At 71.2% G+C, this 16686-nt stretch carries 17 protein-coding genes; 9 read left to right on the forward strand and 8 right to left on the reverse strand.

Going from position 1 to position 16686, the window contains the following annotated elements; all coding sequences use genetic code 11:
* Window positions 1-40 precede the first annotated feature (40 nt).
* The 3 genes from AO398_RS18935 to panB all read left to right on the forward strand — a co-directional run bounded on the left by AO398_RS18935 (window position 41) and on the right by panB (window position 2449).
* The gene (locus AO398_RS18935; protein ID WP_058193718.1) at window positions 41-859 is read left to right on the forward strand and encodes a quinoprotein dehydrogenase-associated SoxYZ-like carrier; all 819 of its coding nucleotides are present in this window, start codon (window positions 41-43) and stop codon (window positions 857-859) included.
* A gap of 2 nt (window positions 860-861) precedes the next feature.
* Entirely contained in the window at window positions 862-1458 is a 597-nt protein-coding gene (locus AO398_RS18940) for a rhodanese-like domain-containing protein (protein ID WP_058193721.1), read from the forward strand.
* A 172-nt stretch (window positions 1459-1630) separates the two neighbouring features.
* Window positions 1631-2449: a 3-methyl-2-oxobutanoate hydroxymethyltransferase gene (gene panB, locus AO398_RS18945; protein WP_058193723.1), complete on the forward strand. Its 819-nt coding sequence runs from the start codon at window positions 1631-1633 to the stop codon at window positions 2447-2449.
* A gap of 9 nt (window positions 2450-2458) precedes the next feature.
* Here panB and AO398_RS18950 read toward each other — a convergent pair whose 3' ends face one another.
* On the reverse strand, window positions 2459-3316 hold the full coding sequence (locus tag AO398_RS18950; RefSeq protein WP_058193724.1) for a LysR family transcriptional regulator: 858 nt from the start codon (window positions 3314-3316) through the stop codon (window positions 2459-2461).
* A gap of 77 nt (window positions 3317-3393) precedes the next feature.
* On the opposite strand from AO398_RS18950, the gene AO398_RS18955 reads away from it, so the two are divergent.
* A complete protein-coding gene (locus AO398_RS18955; protein ID WP_082643350.1) occupies window positions 3394-4629 on the forward strand; it encodes a YbfB/YjiJ family MFS transporter in 1236 nt (411 codons plus the stop codon).
* A gap of 547 nt (window positions 4630-5176) precedes the next feature.
* On the opposite strand, the gene AO398_RS18960 is transcribed toward AO398_RS18955, so the two are convergent.
* Window positions 5177-6172, reverse strand: a complete 996-nt coding sequence (locus AO398_RS18960; protein WP_058193726.1) for a hypothetical protein — start codon at window positions 6170-6172, stop codon at window positions 5177-5179.
* 194 nt (window positions 6173-6366) lie between these two features.
* On the opposite strand from AO398_RS18960, the gene thiE reads away from it, so the two are divergent.
* From thiE to AO398_RS18975, 3 genes are all read left to right on the forward strand, one after another.
* Window positions 6367-7077: a thiamine phosphate synthase gene (gene thiE, locus AO398_RS18965; protein ID WP_058193756.1), complete on the forward strand. Its 711-nt coding sequence runs from the start codon at window positions 6367-6369 to the stop codon at window positions 7075-7077.
* Window positions 7074-7889, forward strand: a complete 816-nt coding sequence (gene thiD, locus AO398_RS18970; protein WP_058193728.1) for a bifunctional hydroxymethylpyrimidine kinase/phosphomethylpyrimidine kinase — start codon at window positions 7074-7076, stop codon at window positions 7887-7889. The genes thiE and thiD overlap by 4 nt, the downstream gene beginning before the upstream one ends.
* Before the next feature lie 97 nt (window positions 7890-7986).
* The gene (locus tag AO398_RS18975; RefSeq protein ID WP_058193730.1) at window positions 7987-8613 is read left to right on the forward strand and encodes an XRE family transcriptional regulator; all 627 of its coding nucleotides are present in this window, start codon (window positions 7987-7989) and stop codon (window positions 8611-8613) included.
* Window positions 8614-8735: 122 nt separating this feature from the next.
* On the opposite strand, the gene AO398_RS18980 is transcribed toward AO398_RS18975, so the two are convergent.
* The 6 genes from AO398_RS18980 to AO398_RS19005 all read right to left on the reverse strand — a co-directional run bounded on the left by AO398_RS18980 (window position 8736) and on the right by AO398_RS19005 (window position 14971).
* On the reverse strand, window positions 8736-9707 hold the full coding sequence (locus AO398_RS18980; protein ID WP_058193731.1) for a helix-turn-helix domain-containing protein: 972 nt from the start codon (window positions 9705-9707) through the stop codon (window positions 8736-8738).
* Window positions 9708-9899: 192 nt separating this feature from the next.
* Window positions 9900-10481: an ABC-type transport auxiliary lipoprotein family protein gene (locus tag AO398_RS18985; protein WP_058193733.1), complete on the reverse strand. Its 582-nt coding sequence runs from the start codon at window positions 10479-10481 to the stop codon at window positions 9900-9902.
* 121 nt (window positions 10482-10602) lie between these two features.
* Entirely contained in the window at window positions 10603-11685 is a 1083-nt protein-coding gene (locus AO398_RS18990; RefSeq protein ID WP_058193735.1) for an MlaD family protein, read from the reverse strand.
* Window positions 11686-11783: 98 nt separating this feature from the next.
* Window positions 11784-12593, reverse strand: coding sequence for an ABC transporter ATP-binding protein (locus AO398_RS18995; protein WP_201025802.1), 810 nt, complete (start codon window positions 12591-12593; stop codon window positions 11784-11786).
* Window positions 12594-12603: 10 nt separating this feature from the next.
* Window positions 12604-13728, reverse strand: a complete 1125-nt coding sequence (locus tag AO398_RS19000) for an MlaE family lipid ABC transporter permease subunit (protein WP_058193760.1) — start codon at window positions 13726-13728, stop codon at window positions 12604-12606.
* A 55-nt stretch (window positions 13729-13783) separates the two neighbouring features.
* The gene (locus AO398_RS19005) at window positions 13784-14971 is read right to left on the reverse strand and encodes an MFS transporter (RefSeq protein ID WP_244498822.1); all 1188 of its coding nucleotides are present in this window, start codon (window positions 14969-14971) and stop codon (window positions 13784-13786) included.
* 156 nt (window positions 14972-15127) lie between these two features.
* Between AO398_RS19005 and AO398_RS19010 the strand changes: the two genes are divergently transcribed.
* Both AO398_RS19010 and AO398_RS19015 read left to right on the forward strand, forming a co-directional pair.
* Window positions 15128-16141 (forward strand): hypothetical protein, encoded by a 1014-nt coding sequence (locus tag AO398_RS19010; protein ID WP_058193736.1) that lies wholly within the window; start codon window positions 15128-15130, stop codon window positions 16139-16141.
* A 64-nt stretch (window positions 16142-16205) separates the two neighbouring features.
* A complete protein-coding gene (locus AO398_RS19015) occupies window positions 16206-16646 on the forward strand; it encodes a DUF1489 domain-containing protein (protein ID WP_058193738.1) in 441 nt (146 codons plus the stop codon).
* Window positions 16647-16686 lie beyond the last annotated feature (40 nt).

Here is a 16686-nt window from a genome sequence, read left to right on the forward strand (position 1 = left end):
CTTTCGAGCCTCCATATTAAAATCAAACGGGAGAAACGCCATGACGCTCAAGATTGCCCCGACGGCAGCGCTCGCCCTCGTCCTCGCAACGACCGCCCTGGCGGGTCCCGCCCGGGCCGCCGGCGCTTCGGACACCGAACAGGAGCGGACCGCGCGCTGGCAGGAGATCGCCAAGTCGATCTTCGGCGACCGCACCATCGAAAAGACGGACAGCCTGGTGAAGATCGACGCGCCGGCCCGGGCACTCGACGCCGCCCTGGTGCCGATCACCCTGACGATGCCCGAGGACGGGCAGATCAAGGCGGTCTCGCTGATCATCGACGACAACCCGGCGCCCTACGCCGCCCGGTTCGAGTTCGGCCCGGCCGCCGACCCGGCGGAGCTCAAGCTGCGGGTGCGGGTCAACAACTACACCGACATGCATGCCGTGGTGGAGACCCAGGACGGCAAGCTCTACGAGGCCAAGCAGTTCGTGAAGGCGTCCGGCGGCTGCTCGGCCCCGATGGGCATGAGCGACGAGGAGGCCATGAAGGGCATGGGCGACATGCGCATGAAGTTCGCCGAGACCCACCCGGGCAAGCCCGTGGAGGCGACGCTGATGATCCGCCACCCGAACTTTTCCGGGATGCAGATGAACCAGGTCACCCGCGACTACACGCCGGCCCGCTACATCGACAAGCTCACCGTCTCGGCGGGCGACAAGACGGTCTTCACCATGACGGGGGACATCTCGATCGCGTCGAACCCGGTGATCAACTTCGCCTTCAAACCGGACGGCAAGCCGCTCCGGGTCGCGGCGAGCGACAATGCCGGCGGCAGCTGGCAGCACAGCTTCACCCCGCCGAGCCCGACGAACTGACCATGGCGCGCCTGATCCTGATCGGGCGGCTCGCGGCGGCGTTGGCCGCTCTCGGCTGCCTCGCCGCCGCCCGCGCCGCCCACCCCGTCAACGTGCCCGAGCCGGAGGGGCTCTATGCCGGCCCGCCCAAGGGCTACACCCCGCAGACGCTGAAAGGCGCCGCGGTGATCGACGCCGAAAAACTCGCCGCCCTGATGGCCGGGCCGGACAAGCCGGTGCTGATCGATGTGGCCGCACCGGACCGCAAGCCGTCGAACTTCCCCGCCGGCCGGCTCTGGCTGCCGGTGCATCCTTCGATCCCCGGTTCGGTCTGGATGCCGGAAGCCGGGGCCGAGCCCCTGGCGCCGGAGCGTGAGAGCCTGTTCTACGCCCGGGTCGCCGAGCTGACCGGCGGCGACCGGGCGAAGCCCGTCGTGGTGTTCTGCCACGTCGAGTGCTGGGGCAGCTGGAACGCGGCCAAGCGTCTGGTCCGCAAGGGCTATACCGGCGTCCGCTGGTTCCCCGAGGGCGTCGAGGGCTGGCAGGAGACGCACGAGACCACGGCCCTGCGCGAGGATCCCGCGTGGAAGGCGGGGGCCGAACCGCAGGCGGGGCGCTGACCCGCGGGGCGGGGCGGTGTATGAGGGCCGCCGAGCGAGATGGGGCGTGCCCCGTCTCCTGTATGGGCTGAGTGAAGCACGCGCGTTTCCCTCCCCCCTTTGCGGGGGAGGGAAAACCGTGGTGTTTCGGGCGCCATCCGCCGACCCCGATGAGCCCAAAGAGGTCTGAACCATGTCGCAGGTCGTGCAGTCCCGCCGGCTCCGAGCCATCGACATCGGCAAGCGCAAGGCCGAGGGGCGCAAGATCATCGCGCTCACCGCCTACCATGCCCACACCGCCGGCATCGTCGATCCCTATTGCGACTTCATCCTGGTGGGCGATTCGCTCGGCATGGTGATGCACGGGATGGAATCGACCATCCCCGTGACCCTGGAGATGATGATCCTGCAGGCGCAGGCGGTGATCCGCGGCACCGCGAAGGCACTGGTGGTGGTCGACATGCCGTTCGGCTCCTACGAGGCGAGCCGGGAGCAAGCCTTCCTCAACGCCTCCCGGGTGCTCAAGGAGACCGGGGCCGGGGCGATCAAGATGGAGGGGGGGGCCCATTTCGCCGAGACGGTGGCCTTCCTGGTCCAGCGCGGCGTACCGGTGGTGGGCCATATCGGCCTCACCCCGCAGGCGGTGAACACGATGGGCGGGTTCAAGGTCCAGGGCCGGGCGCCGGACGACGAGCGCCGCCTCCTGGAGGACGCGCGGGCGATCTCCGAGGCCGGCGCCTTCGCGATCGTGCTGGAGGGCATCGTCGAGCCGGTGGCGCGGGCGATCGCGACGTCGCCCCAGGTCACCGCCGCCACGATCGGCATCGGCGCCTCGGCGGTCTGCGACGGGCAGATCCTGGTGCTGGAAGACATGCTCGGCCTCTCCGAGAAGACGCCGAAATTCGTGCGCCAGTTCGGGTCGCTGCGGGGCCATATCGAGGACGCCGTGAAGGCCTACGCGGACGAGGTGCGGGCCGGGCGGTTCCCCGCCGACGATCACACCTACGGGTAGGGGCGGGACCTACGCTGCCTGCCCGGTCGCGGCCTTGTCGGGCAGCAGCGCCATGAGGGCGCGCAGGGCTGGGCTGGCGTCCCCCGACCAGACCAGGCGCGTGCGGTTGCGGCGCAGGTGCGGCGGCAGCGGATGGCGCTCCACCGCCGCGCTCATCACCGCGTGGTCGAGCACCTCCGCCGGCACGATGGCCATGCCGGTGCCGGCCGCCACGCAGGCCACGATGGCGTGGTACGAACTCATTTCCAGAACCCGGTCGTAGGACGCGCCCTCTTCCGCCAGCCACTCGATCAGGCGCTGGCGGTAGGAGCAGCCGTGCGGGAACGCCACCAGGGTCCGCCGGCCGGTCCCGAGCCCGTTCCGGCCGGTGATCAGAACCAGCTCCTCGTCGAAGGCCGGCACCGACGACAGGCTCGCGCGATCGAACGGCTCGGAGACGAAGGCCGCCTCGATCGCGAAGCGCTCCAGCTGCCGGAGCATGGCGCGGGTCGTGCCGGTCTGCAGCTCGATCGTGACGTCGGGGAACTGCGCGTGGAAGGCCGACAGGATCGGCGGCAGCCGCGCGCCCGCCGCGCTCTCCAGCGAGCCCAGCCGCAGGACGCCGCGGACCACGCCGCTGCGCAGCTCCTGCTCAGCCAGATCGGCCATCTGCAGCAGCGCCTCGGCATGGCCCAGGAGGGTGCGCCCGGCCTCGGTGAGGGTCAGGCCACGGCCCTCGCGGCGGAACAGGGCCACGCCCAGCCGCGCCTCGAACTGCTTGATCCGGGTCGTCACGTTGGACGGGACCCGGTGCAGCATCGCCGCCGCCCGCGTGACCCCGCCTTCCCGGACCACGCAGCGGAAGATGTCGAGGTCGTCGAGATCCATCGTTCTCATCGAGAGAACCGTACGTCACAAAAATTCATTTTCCAAGAATGGCGGGCGGGGGTTCAAAGGGTGCCGACATGAGCACGCGCCCGCACGCCCCGACCGATTCCGAACGCACGCCCTGGCCGGTGGTCGGCAGCGGCCTCGTCGCCCTCGCGGTGGCGATGGGGATCGGCCGGTTCGCGTTCACGCCCCTGATGCCGCTGATGATGCGCGACGGCACTCTCACGGCCGCCGCGGGGGCGGAATGGGCTTCGGCTAACTATGTCGGGTATCTGGTCGGCGCCCTGACGGCGTCGTGGTTCACCCGCGATCCGCGTCGGGGGCTCCTCATGAGCCTGGCCGGCGTGGCGCTCACGACGGTGGCGATGGCGGCGGTCGATCATGACGGGCCGGCCGGTGCCGGGATCGGATTGCGGGCGCTGGCCGGGGTGTTCAGCGCCTGGGCCCTGGTCTGCGCGAGCGGCTGGTGCCTGGCCGAGCTGGCCCGGCGTGGCGTCGCGCAGCGCGGCGCCTGGATCTACACCGGCGTCGGCTTAGGCATCGCGCTCGCCGGCATGCTGGCTTGGCTCGGCGGCCTCCAACCGGCGGCCCGGTTGTGGCTCGATCTCGGCCTGGTCGCGGGGCTCGGCGCGCTGCTGGTCTGGTTCCTGTCGCGGGGGCAGGGCACGGCCTCGGCCGGGATCGGGGAGCGCGAGGCCACCGCCGTCGTCCGACGCCCCCGGAACGGCCAGACGGCCCTGGTCCTGTGCTACGGCATCTTCGGGTTCGGCTACATCGTGCCGGCGACGTTTCTGCCCGCCATGGCCCGCGAACTGGCCTCCGACCCAAAAGTGTTCGGTCTGACCTGGCCGCTGTTCGGCCTGGCCGCCGCCCTGTCGGTCGCCGCCGTGGCCCGCTGGCTCACACAGGTGCCGCGCCGGCGCCTCTGGGCGGTGGCGCAGGGCCTCATGGCGCTCGGCACCGGCCTGCCCCTGGTCGCCCACGCCCTCTGGGCGGTCGCGACCTCGGCGATCCTGGTGGGCGGCACGTTCATGGTCGCCACCATGGCGGGGCTGCAGCTGGCCCGCGAGGCGCGACTCGACAACCCGACGCCGCTCCTCGCCCGCATGACCGCCGCCTTCGCGGCCGGGCAGATCCTCGGCCCCGTTCTAGTGCGCCTTCTCGGCCCCGGCCGCCGGGCCGGCTGGGCCGCGCTGGACTGCACCGGCGCCGTCGCGACCGTGCTGCTGGTGTTGACGGCGGTCTGGCTGTGGCGCGGCGCGCGACCTTCTGCGAAGAGCCCTACGATGTTCAAACCTCGTCCTCTGTGAAGCGCGACGCGCGCTCCTCAGCCTTTTGGGCTTGCGGATTCACACATCGCATCGGCCGAAGACACGGGAGATACCGCGGCTCTCCCTCCCCCCCTCTGCGGGGGAGGGTGGCCCTCGAAGGGGGTCGGGAGAGGGGAGCAACGGCGCAGAACAGGGCTTCGCCCGTCATGCCGGTCACGCCCTTTCCTGAAACCAGGTTCCCCTCTCCCGACCCCTGCTGACGCAGGGGCCACCCTCCCCCGCAGAGGGGGAGGGAAGGCGCGCTTGGGGTTGGCCTTGGCCCTCATCTGGCAGCGATGCGTGAATGTCGTAGCCCTTGTGGGAGGAGTTGGAGGTGGGGTGGTTCAGAAGGCACCACGGCGCCCCATCCTGCACCACCCTCAGCCCTGATCCGTCCCCGCAAGGAGGAGAGGAAACGCGTTGCTTTTCAGAGGCTTGCTTCTGATTACGATACGGGCATTCGGGAGCCTGAAGCCCGTCTGACGTGGCGTCGAGGCAACATTGCCGACCCGGTGGCCCTCCGTGCGAACGCATCGAGCGCGGTGGATCACCCCACCCGCCGGGACGGCAGCCGCAGCCCGGGGGCCGGCCTTTCCAAAAGAACCTCCCGGCGGAAGCGCACCAGCCGGGCCGGGCGCTCGGCGGTGCCGCGGGTGAGGGCTTCAGTCTCCTCCACCAGCCCCTGCTGGGCCACGAGGCGGCGAAAGTTCTGCTTGTGCAGCTGCGTGCCCGAGAGCGCCTCGACGGTGCGCTGGAGCTGGAGCAGGGTGAAGGCCGGGGGCATCAGCTCGAACACAACCGGGCGGTACTTGATCTTGCCGCGCAGGCGGCCGATCGCCGTGGCCAGCACCCGGCGGTGATCGAAGGCCATGGGCACGCCGGTGGGATCGTTCGGCACCGCCGGGCCGGCATTGCCGCGCGCCTCTGGGATCAGGCCGGCCTCGAACAGCAATTCGTAGCGCTCCAGCACGCGCTCCTCGTTCCAGGTGCCGCCGTTCATCCCGAAGGTGAGGCCGAGCCGGTCGAGGCGGCGGGTCCGGATCGCGCAATCCGCGGGCTCGGCCGCCCAGGACGCGAGCCGGCCCTCGATCGCGTCGAGCTGGGGCGGACGGCCGTTGCGGAAATCCTCGTACGGGAGGTAGCGGTACCAGTTGTGCCACGCCGCCTCGGCGAGGCCGGCCGGGCGCTCCTCGCGGACCAGGGCGAGATAGGCCACCGACAGCGCGTGCGCCTCCGGCGCCTCGTCACCCCCGGAGCGGTCGCGGTCGCCGAAGGTATAGAGCTGCTCGACATAGCCCAGGCGCTGGTGCGTCTGCCGCTCCACCCAAGCGCGCAGGCCGCGCTCCAGGGTGGCGTGCTCGGGCACGAGCGGCCCGGCCGGCAGGCCGTCGCCGCGGCCCGGCGCCTGGTCCGGGACCCGGATGGTCAGGGCGCGCGGTTCCCCCTTGGTCGCCGCGACGATCACCGCGACGAGGCCCACGGAGGAGCGCTCCGGCAGGGCCTGTACCCCGCCCGCACCCGTCTGCGCCGCGCCGACCGTCATCGCCCCTCGAAACCCTCTCCCGCCGGGCGCGGGATTCTGTCAGACCGGATCCGTCCCTATAGGGGGACAGGATCGCCCCGCGTCAACGCGGCCGTGTGACCGGACGGGTTGCCAAGCCGGCGACCGCTGCCCAAACAGGGCCGCCGGAGATGTGCCGGCGCGGGGCCAATTCCGACGAGGGGCAGGCGACCACGATGGCAGCGAACGCGACCTCCGCGACGGCACCGAGCCGGCCCGTCGACCTGCGGCTCTACGGCCTCCTCGATGTCGGGATCTGCGGCGGCGACGGGGACCACCTGGCCCGGCTGGCCGCCGACGCGGTGACGGGGGGCGCCACCCTGCTCCAGTACCGCGAGAAGGACATCCCGGATGCCCGCGCGGCGCTCGCGCGGATCCGGGCGATCCAGGCCGCCGTCGGCGGGCGGGTGCCGGTCCTGGTCAACGACCGGGTCGATCTCGCCCTGGCCGCGGGGGCGGACGGGGTGCACCTCGGCCAGAGCGACCTCCACCCGGCCGAGGCGCGCCGCCTGCTGGGGGAGGGGGCGATCATCGGGTTGACCGTGAAGAACGCCGCCCAGGCCGACGAGCTGTACCGGCTCCCGGTCGATTACGCCTGCATCGGCGGCGTGTTCGCCACCACCAGCAAGGACAATCCCGACCCGCCGGTCGGCCTCGACGGTTTCTCGCGCATCGCCTTCCGGGCGCGGCTCGCCCGGGGTGCGGGCCTGCCGATCGGCGCCATCGCGGGGATCGGCCTGCACAACGCCGCCCCGGTGATCGCCGCGGGAGCAGACGGCGTCGCGGTGATCACCGCCCTGTTCGGGACCGAGCCGGTACGCCAGCGTGCCCGGGAGCTGCGCGCGGCGATCGACGCCGCGCTGACGGCGCGGGGCGCCGCCCGATGAGCGGTGCCAGCCCGATCGCGGTCACCATCGCGGGCTCGGATTCCGGCGGCGGCGCCGGCATCCAGGCCGACCTCAAGACCTTCTCGGCTTTAAGCGTTTACGGCGCCAGCGTGATCACGGCGCTCACCGCCCAGAACACCCGCGGCGTCCAGGGCATCCACGACGTGCCGGCGGCGTTTGTCGCCCGGCAGATCGACAGCGTCTTCTCCGACCTCGCGGTCGACGCCGTGAAGATCGGCATGCTGTCGCAGATCGCGGTGATCGAAGCGGTCGCCGACGGGCTGGCACGGCAGGCGAAGACGATCCCGGTGGTCCTCGACCCCGTGATGGTCGCCACCAGCGGCGACCGGCTGATCTCGGAGGATGCCGTGGCGGCGCTCCGGGACCGGCTGCTCGGGCGCGCCGACCTGATCACCCCCAACCTGCCGGAGGCGGCGGTGCTGCTCGGCGAGGCGGTGGCCGAGGATGAGGCGGGAGCGGCCGCCCAGGCCCGGCGGCCGGCGGCGCTCGGCGCCCGGGCCGTACTGATCAAGGGCGGCCACGGGACCGGCGCCCTAAGCGTCGACCATCTCGTGACCGCCGCGGGTCACGTGCAGACCTTCGCAGCCCCGCGCATCGCCACCCGCAACACGCATGGCACCGGCTGCACTCTGTCCTCCGCGATCACGGCCGGGCTCGCCCGGGGCCTGACGGTGCCGGAGGCGGTGGCCGCCGCCAAGGATTACCTCACGGCGGCGCTCAACGCGGCGGATCGGCTCGCGATCGGCTCCGGCCACGGCCCGGTCCACCACTTTCACGCGATCTGGCACTAGCGTCCGGGGCACGCGCGCCTTGCGTCCGGCCGGCGATTGCGTTTGAAGAAGCGCACGATCGTTCGGATAACGGAACGGCCTAGGTGGACCGGTGACGATGCAGGATCAGGCGGAACGGCCCGACCGGGCGCGCGGACGCGACCTGCTGACCGGGGCGCAGGTGCTCTCCGGCCAGCTTGGCAAGACGATCCAGCGCCTACGCAAGGCCTACAATCTCTCCCTGTCAGAGCTCGCCGAGCAATCGGGCGTGGCGAAGTCGATCATCAGCCAGATCGAGCGTAACGAGACCAACCCGACGCTCGCGACGATCTGGCGGCTGTCGCAGGCGCTCGACGTCTCGATCGACCGGGTCCTGGCGGCGGGCGACGAGGAACCGTTCATCGAGAAAACCTCCCGGGCGGACACCCCGATCCTGGTCTCGGAGGACGGCAAGGTCCGGCTGGCGATCATCGGCTGGATCAAGACGATCGAGTGGCTGCAATGGTACGAGGTCACGGCCGATCTCGGCGGCGTCCTCGATTCGGACCCGCACCAGCGCGGCTCGGTGGAATCGCTCTCGGTGGCCGAGGGCGCGTTCGAGGTCGAGATCGGCGGCAGCGTGCGGAGCGTCCGGGCGGGCGAGACCCTGCGCTATCGCTGCGACCGCCCCCACCTCGTGCGCTGCACCGAAGGCCCGGCCCGGGCCACCATGGTTGTGATCATGAAGGCGGCCGTGATGGAGTGAGGCGGCGGGGACGCAAGCGCGTCGCCTCGTCCGGCGCGGGCATCATGTCGCCCGCAAATCTGTCTTCTCGCTGACCGTGCACACCGGGTCCGACCGGGGCGCGGGACGAGACGGCCGTCTCCTCAGCAGGCGACGGCGTGCGACAGCGCGCGGTGGCGATAGTCGCGCGGGCTCAGGCCGTAGCGCTCCTTGAAGCGGCGGGAGAAGTGAGCCTGGCTGGCGAAGCCGCAGCCATAGGCCAGGGTGCCGAGCGGCATGTGGAGGTATCCGGGATCGGTCAGGCGGTTGGCCGCAGCTTCCAACCGGCGCTGCCAGATCCAGTCGGAAATGTGCTGGCCGCGCTCGTGGAACAGTTCCTGGAGCCGCCGCAACGACACCCCGGTCGCGGCCGCGAGGTGGCGCGGATCTAGCGCCTGGTCGTGAAGGTTGGCCTCGACATAGGCCTTGGCGCGCTGAATCACGACGCTGCCGTGAACGGGCCGGGGCAGCTCCCGTGCGAGGCGCTCGGCGAGGCTGGCGACGACGAGATCGATCCCCACCCCGGCCATGCGCTCGGCCACATGCGGCGGCAGCCGATCCTCCTCGCGCAGCAGGTTGGACAGGAACGAGCGGGCCAGGGTCGCCACCGGCAGATGGCCCTCGACGGTCAGGCCGGCGAAGATCCGGGCCGACCCCAGCACTCCCTCCAGCCGCTCCCGCGGGATCGCGATGGCCAGCACCTCGCTGTACCCGCTGTGCTCGATCGTCCACGGCGTATTCGTGTCGCGGATCGCGAAGTCGCCGTTTGTGTCCGTGCTGGATCGATCGTTCTGGTCTGCGCGGACGGTCCCGGACAGGACCATGCTCATGAAGAGGTGATCGGTCTTGTGATTTTCGTGCCGGAGCGTTCGGGGCGTCGTCGAGGCCCTGAGATTGCGCAACGCGAACTTCGTGAAATCCAGACCGCCGATACTTGCACCGTCGATCGTGGCGTCAAATTGCCCCTCGCCCAGGCAGTCCTGCTCCATCGGGACGAGGCGGTCTTCGCAGACATCCCGCCAATGGCGAAATCGATCTTTCGGTCGAACCTCGTCCGTCGAAAAGATGGTCTGCATAGCGGCTGCGCTATGGCTGCAATTGCTGCAGGCTGCAACCGTCAATTTCTATCGACTCCGCATGGATACGATCGAAAGCAGCCCTGTGACCGGCTCGCTGCGAGAACGACCGGCGGCGCGAAAAGCCCCGATCCGATCCGCACGGACCTTCGGCCCCCGGACGGCGCGGATCCCGTCCGAGACCCGGCGCGCTCAGCGCCCGGTATTCACCCAGCGGACCACGTCGGCCAGCACGATGGTCAGCGCCCGGTCGAGGGCTTGGGCGCCGTTGCCGGCGTCGATCTTCGCCACCGGCACGCGGGCGGTGAAGATCCGGGCGGCGGTAACCTTGCCGGTGCCGTCGGCCACGAGCTTCAGCGACAGGTCGACCACCGCCTCCCCGGTCGTCGCCTGGATGTCGAAGGCGCGGATCTCGCTGATCAGTTGGTAATCGGCCACGACCTTGTCGCCGGGGCGGCTCACCGACCGGAGCCGACCGGAATTCTCCAGGCTCTGGAGGAGCCGGGTCTGGATCAGCCGCGGCAGCCGGTCGGCCCATTGGCCGCCGCCCAGGAAGGCGAGGGCGCCGCCGGATTCGCGCACGATGATCCGGTCGGCCTCGAACGGCTGGATGCCCACCGGCTCCGAGACTGCGATCGAGCGGCCGGCCGCGACGAGGCGCACAACCGGGGGCAGAGCCGCGAGATCGAAGGTCAGGGGCGTGGCGCCACCGCCGCAGCCACCCAGGAGGGCGGCGAGCAGCGCGGCGGCGAGGAGGTGGGACGAGCGGGCCATACGCACAACCTGAGAAACCCCGCCGACACGCGGCAGAGCTGAATAAGCTATGCCGCAGAAACTATCCCTCGCCTGTATCCGTGCCGTGCGCCGGGACACATCGACCCGGCGGCCAGTGATTTCACCGGCCGCCGTTGTATTCGGGCAACGACGGCTTGCCGCCGAAGATCACCTGGCTCGGATCGCGCTCCAGGCTGCGCACGGTCCGGTTCAGGGTGTTCAGCGTGCGCTGGCCGTCCCCCGACAGCGCCTCCACCTCCCGGCGGCCTGTACCGCTCAGGCGGCCGAAATTGGCCGAGATGCTGGCGGTGCGCTTGTCGAGGTTCTCCGACATGACGCGAAAGGCCTTGCCGGCGTCGCGCACCGAGACCGCGGCCGCACGGATCTCGGTGAACGTGCTGGAGCCCTCCTGGCCCGCGGCGGAGCCGAGGAAGCCCTGGGCTCCGTTCAGCACCGAGTCGATCTTGTCGGCCGAGGCGTTGAGCTTGGCCGCGAGCGAGCGGGCGTCGTGGACCGCTCCCTCGATGTCGGGGCTCGACTTGGACAGGGCCGCGGAGAAGCGGTCGGCATTGTCGATCACGTGGCCGAGCTTCACCCCGTCCACCGCCTTGACCAGGGTCGCGATGTTCGGGCCGGCATCGGCCAGCGTCTTCGAGAACGTCTCGACATTGGTGAGGGCCCGGTTGATCGCGCCCTCGTTGCCGGCCACGATCCGGTCGAGGCGGGCCAGCATGTCGTCGGCCCGCTGAGCCACCTGGCGGGCCAGCGCCATCATGTCCTGCATGTCGGAGGAATCGGCGAAGATCGTCGGCGGCTCGCCATTGGCCATCGGCGCGAGCACCGGCGCGTCGGCGTTGCCGCCCGACAGGGAGATCACCGAGACGCCGGTCAGCATCGCCGAATCGAGGCGGGCCCGGGTGTCGGCCCGGAGCGGCGTCGAGGGATCGACCTTGATCTGGGCCAGCACCCGGCGCGGATCCTGCGGGGCGAGGCGGATATCCGTCACCTCGCCGACCTTGATGCCGTTGAAGTTCACGCTCGATCCGCGGGAGAGCCCGCCGACCGAGCCGGAGAACACGATGCGGACGATCTGGCTCACCTGCCGTGACGAGCCGCCGGAGAGCCACAGCACGGTGCCGAAGCCCGCCAGGATGACGGCGAGGGTGAAGGCCCCGATGAGGGCGTAGTTCGCGCGGGTTTCCATGCGGTCAGCCTGCGGTTCCGCTCGGCGAAACAAGTCCGGCCGAGCTGCGTGTCGCCGATCCCGGGAGGGACCGGGACGGGGTCAGGGGGAAGGGGCGGTCAGGCATGCGCCGGCGCCCCGGAGGTGATGGCGCGGGCCCGCTTGCCGTGGAAGTACGAGCGCAACCAGGGGTGGTCGCTCGCCAGCATCTCCTCGATCGTGCCGGCGGCGATGATCTGACCGTCGCCGAGCGCCGCGATGCGATCGCAGGCGGTGTAGAGGCTGTCGAGGTCGTGGGTGACCATGAACACGGTCAGGCCCAGCGTCTCCTTCAGCGTCGAGACGAGGTCGTCGAACTCGCCCGCGCCGATCGGGTCGAGCCCCGAGGTCGGCTCGTCCAGGAACAGGATCTCGGGATCGAGCGCCAGGGAGCGGGCGAGCGCCGCGCGCTTGATCATGCCGCCGGATAGCTCCGAGGGCAGCTTGTCGGCGGCGTCCGGTTGCAAACCGACCATCTCGATCTTGAGCCGCGCGAACTCGTCGAGGAGGCGCTCGGACAGGTTCAGGTGCTCGCGCATCGGGACCTGGATGTTCTGCTTGACGGTGAGCGCCGAGAACAGGGCGCCCTGCTGGAACAGCACGCCCCAGCGCTGCTCCATGCGGCGGCGCTCGGCATAGGTCATGCCGTCGACGTCGCGGCCGAACACCTCGATCGTGCCCGCCCGCTTCGGCGTGAGGCCGAGGATCGTGCGGGTGAGCACCGACTTGCCCTGACCCGAGGGCCCGACGAAGCCCATGATCTCGCCCGCCCGGATGTCGAGGTTGAGACCCTTGAGGATGTTCCGGTTGCGGAATCCGACCACGAGGTCGCGCACCCGGATGATGGGCGCAGGGCCGGCTTCGGGCTCGGGCGTGGCGGGGGCGATCATCAGCACGGGCTCAGAAATCGATCGCGGCGAAGAACACGGCGAACAATCCATCGAGGACGATGACCATGAAGATGGACTTCACGACTGAGGCGGTGACGTGGCGGCCCAGCGATTCCGCCGAGCCCTCCACCGCGAAGCCCTCGATCGTGGCGAGGATTCCGATGATCAGCGCCATGAACGGGGCCTTGATCAGGCCGACCATGACGTGGTGCACGCCCACCGCCGCCTGGAGCCGGACCAGGAACTGATCGAGCGTCAGGCCGCCGTACAGCATGGCGGTGAGGCCGCCGCCGGTGAGCGCGGCGATGTCGCCGATCAGGGTCAGCATCGGCAGGCCGACCATCAGGGCCAGCACCCGCGGCACGATCAGGATCTCGACGGGATCGAGGCCCATGACCCGCAGGGCGTCGACCTCCTCGCGCATGCGCATGGAGCCGATCTCGGCGGTGATCGCCGAGCCGGAGCGGCCCGCGACCATGATCGAGGTCAGCAGCACGCCCATCTCGCGCAGGATCAGCAGCCCGATCAGGTTGACCACGAAGGTCTGGGCGCCGAAGCGCTGGAGCTGGAAGATACCCTGCTGGGCGACGATGCCGCCGACCAGGAACGAGATCAGCACGATGATCGGGGCGCCGTTGAACGCCACCTGCTGGATCTGGTTGACCAGGGCGGTGCCCCGGAACGTGCCCGGCCGCAGGGCGACGCGCCCGCAGGCGGCGATCACCTCGCCCAGGAAGGCGAGGGCGGTGACGAACGCGTGCCCCCCGCGCACGGTCTCGCGGCCGACCGTGTCGAGGAACCCGACGATGCGGCCGCGCCGCGCCGGGGCCGCGGACTCGACCTCGCGCAGGCGCACCTCGCCCAGCAGGGTGCGGTGCTCGGACCGAACGCCGACATAGGTCAGCGCGCCGCCGGCCTGCTCGATCTCGGCGCGGGTCCGCTCGAGCACCCAGGCGCCCAAAGTGTCCAGCCGCTCGATCCCCGACAGGTCGACCGCCACGGGAGCGGCCCGGCCGGCCGCCAGGATGCGCGCCGCATTCGCCTCGACGGTCGGCGCCTGATCGGCGGTCCAGCGCCCGTCGAGCGCCAACCGGCCGCGGCCCGGCCGGTCCCGCAGCGATGCGCCGGGAACCATGCCCTCGCTCAGCAAGCCCTCACTCCTCGATTGGAGGCACCACCCTGAACTGGGGTTATGTCGACATTACGGTTGACGATCCGTCTCCAACGTCACCCCCCTTGGCGCGGCCGGCGGCGAGGGCCAGGCCCAGGCCGCAGGCGGCGAGCGGCGCCATCACGAGAAAGGCGAGGGGACCGCCGGCCCGGTAGGCGAGGCCGCTCACCAGGGTCGCGCCCACGGAGATGCTCGCGTTGACGGCACTCAGCGTGCCCTGCGCCCGCCCGCGCGCGCCCTCTGGGGCGAAGGCCGACACCGCCGCCATCGCGCCGAGCTGCGTCGCCCCGAAGGTCAGGCCGTGCAGGCACTGGAGCGGCACCAGCGCGGCCAGGTGATCGCCCAGAAGATACATGCCGACGGCGCGCAGGATCGACGCCCCGGCGCCGAGGGTCAGGAGCCGCACCGGGCTCCGCCAGGACGCGGGCAGGGCGGTGATGCCGGCAAACAGCGCGATCTCGGCCAGCACCCCGGTCGCCCACAGCGCGCCGACCCAGACCGGCGATATGCCCTGGCTCGTCCAGTAGATGCTGCCGAACCCGTAGATCGCCCCGTGGCTCGCCTGGATCGCCGCCGCGGCGCCGATGCAGAGCCAGAGTGTCAACGGCAGGCGCGGCCGGACGGCGCCGGCCGGGACCTGCGGCAGGGCCACGACCGAGCGGCTGCGCCAGGCCACGATCCCCGCCGCCAGGGCGAGGCCGGTGAGCAGCAGCGGCACCGCGAGCTGGCCGCCCAGCGCCGAAAGCAGGAATCCGCCCGCCAGGTTGGCCAGCAGGAACGCGATGGAGCCCGCCATCCGGATCCGGGCATAGACCAGGCGGGCGTCGCGGCGCACGGCTGCCAGGGTCAAGTAGTCGATGCACGGCACCAGCGGCGCGCCGGCCACGGCGTTGAGGACGATCAGCCCGGCGAGCAGGGGCCAGCCGATCCCGGCGGCGCCGGGCATCAGCGCGTAGGTCAGGCTGAGGGCGAGGCTGCCGAGCAGGATCAGCCGGCGCGGGCCCAGGCCTCGGTCGAGCAGGCTCATCAGCGGCGCCGTCGCGACGATCCGGGTGGCGATCGGCAGGGCCAGGAGCAGGCCGATCACCCGGGCATCGAGGCCGAGGCCGTCGAGCCAGAGCGGCATAAACGGCATCGCGATGCCGATCTCGGTGAAGACGACGGCGTAGAGCAGCGACAGGCGCGCCGGGCCGGACGGGCGATGCAAGGATGGGGGTTCCCGGGCGGGCGTCGAAGGATGCCCCACATCCGGGGGCCGGCCGCCGTAAGCGCCCGTTAAACCCTCCCTGTCAATTTGCCCGCCTCCGGGTCGCGCCGCGTGCCGGCCGTCGCCGCACCGGGCTTTCGGGTTCGGAGGGATCCCATGTCCGGTTCAGCCCCTGCAGGCGCCCTCGCCGAATACGAGGCGATCGAGGCGACCATCTGCCTCAGTGAGCGCGGGCGCTGGTTCCTGTCCGAATATGCCCGCCGCAACCGGGCCGCCCTGGCCCGGATGCTGCTCGGGGCCATGCGCCGCCTCGAACACGCGGTGACCACCGACCGGGATCAGCAGACCGTCGGGCAGCTGCACGGCAATCTCGTCGAGATGGCCGCGGCGATCAGCCAGACCAAGGCCGAGATCGCCGCGATCAGCGCCCGCGACAGCGAGCAGACCCGCCTCACACAGGCTTCCCTGGCCCTCGACGCGATCGTGCGGGAGACCGAGCGGGCGACCTCCGACATCCTCGGCTCGGCCGAGGCGATCCAGGAGGCGGCCTGGGTTCTGCGCGAGCGCGGTGCCGATGCGCCAACCTGCGACGCCCTCGATCGGCACGCGACGGCGATCTACACCGCCTGCTCGTTCCAGGATCTCACCGCCCAGCGCACCGCCCGGATCGTCTACACCCTGCGCTACCTCGAGGACCGGCTCGCGTCGATGATCGCGATCTGGGGCAGCGCCGCCGAGCCGATCCCGCCGATGCCCGGCGACCCAGCGGCCGGGCCCCTGCCGGAGACCCCGCCGTCGGACCTCTGCCAGAGCGATATCGACCGCTACATCGCCATGGAGGTGCCGGCCGTCACCGCGGCGGCGCTGATCGCCCGCCCCGGGAGCCCGCCGCTCCACGAGGATATCGTGTTCCTGCCGGTCTCGGACGGGGAGGGGGCAGAGGCGGCCGATGAAGCCGAGGCGTTCGAGATAGAAGAAGCGCCCGCCCCGGTCGCGCTCGGCCACGCCGCGGTCGATCAGGACGACTCTGAGAATCCAGAGCCCGACGCGGATTGGGCCGGCCATGACCCCGTCGCCCCGGAGCCCGCCGCCGAGCCGGAGGCGCCGATCCTGAGTTTCGCGGCGATCGACGCGCTGCCACCGGAGCAGCGGCTCGCCCTGTTCGCCTGACGGCGCCAAGCGGCCCTGCTATCAGGGGCGCCCGCCCGCCGAAGGTCGTGAGACGAAAACCCCCGTGGCCCTGAACCTGATCAAGCTCTGCGTCGGACCCGCCTCCATCGCCGACCTCGAAGCCCGTCAGGAGCGGTACCGGGCCGAGGCCCTGCGCGAGGGCCGGCCGGCCGACCCGTTCCACGTCACCCGCACCTTGCCCAAGCGCCATCGGGAGATCGCCGGAAAGGGTTCGATCTACTGGGTGATCCGCGGGACCCTGTCCTGCCGGCAGGCGATCACCGCGATCGAGAAACTGACGGACGCGGACGGCATCCCGCGCTGCCGGCTGGTCTTCGACCCGCGCCTGGTTCCCGTATCGCCCCGGCCCTGCCGCCCGTTCCAGGGCTGGCGCTACCTCACGGCCCGCGACGCGCCGGCCGACCTGGGCGCCGGGCAATCGGGCGACCTCGCCGAGATGCCCGAGGCGCTGCGCCGCGAGCTGGTTGGGCTGGGCCTCCTGTAAAACACGTTCCGCCAGCGCGGGCTCTGTGAGCGCCCGCGCT

Source organism: Methylobacterium sp. GXS13 (assembly GCF_001455965.1).
Classification (GTDB): Bacteria; Pseudomonadota; Alphaproteobacteria; order Rhizobiales; family Beijerinckiaceae; genus Methylobacterium.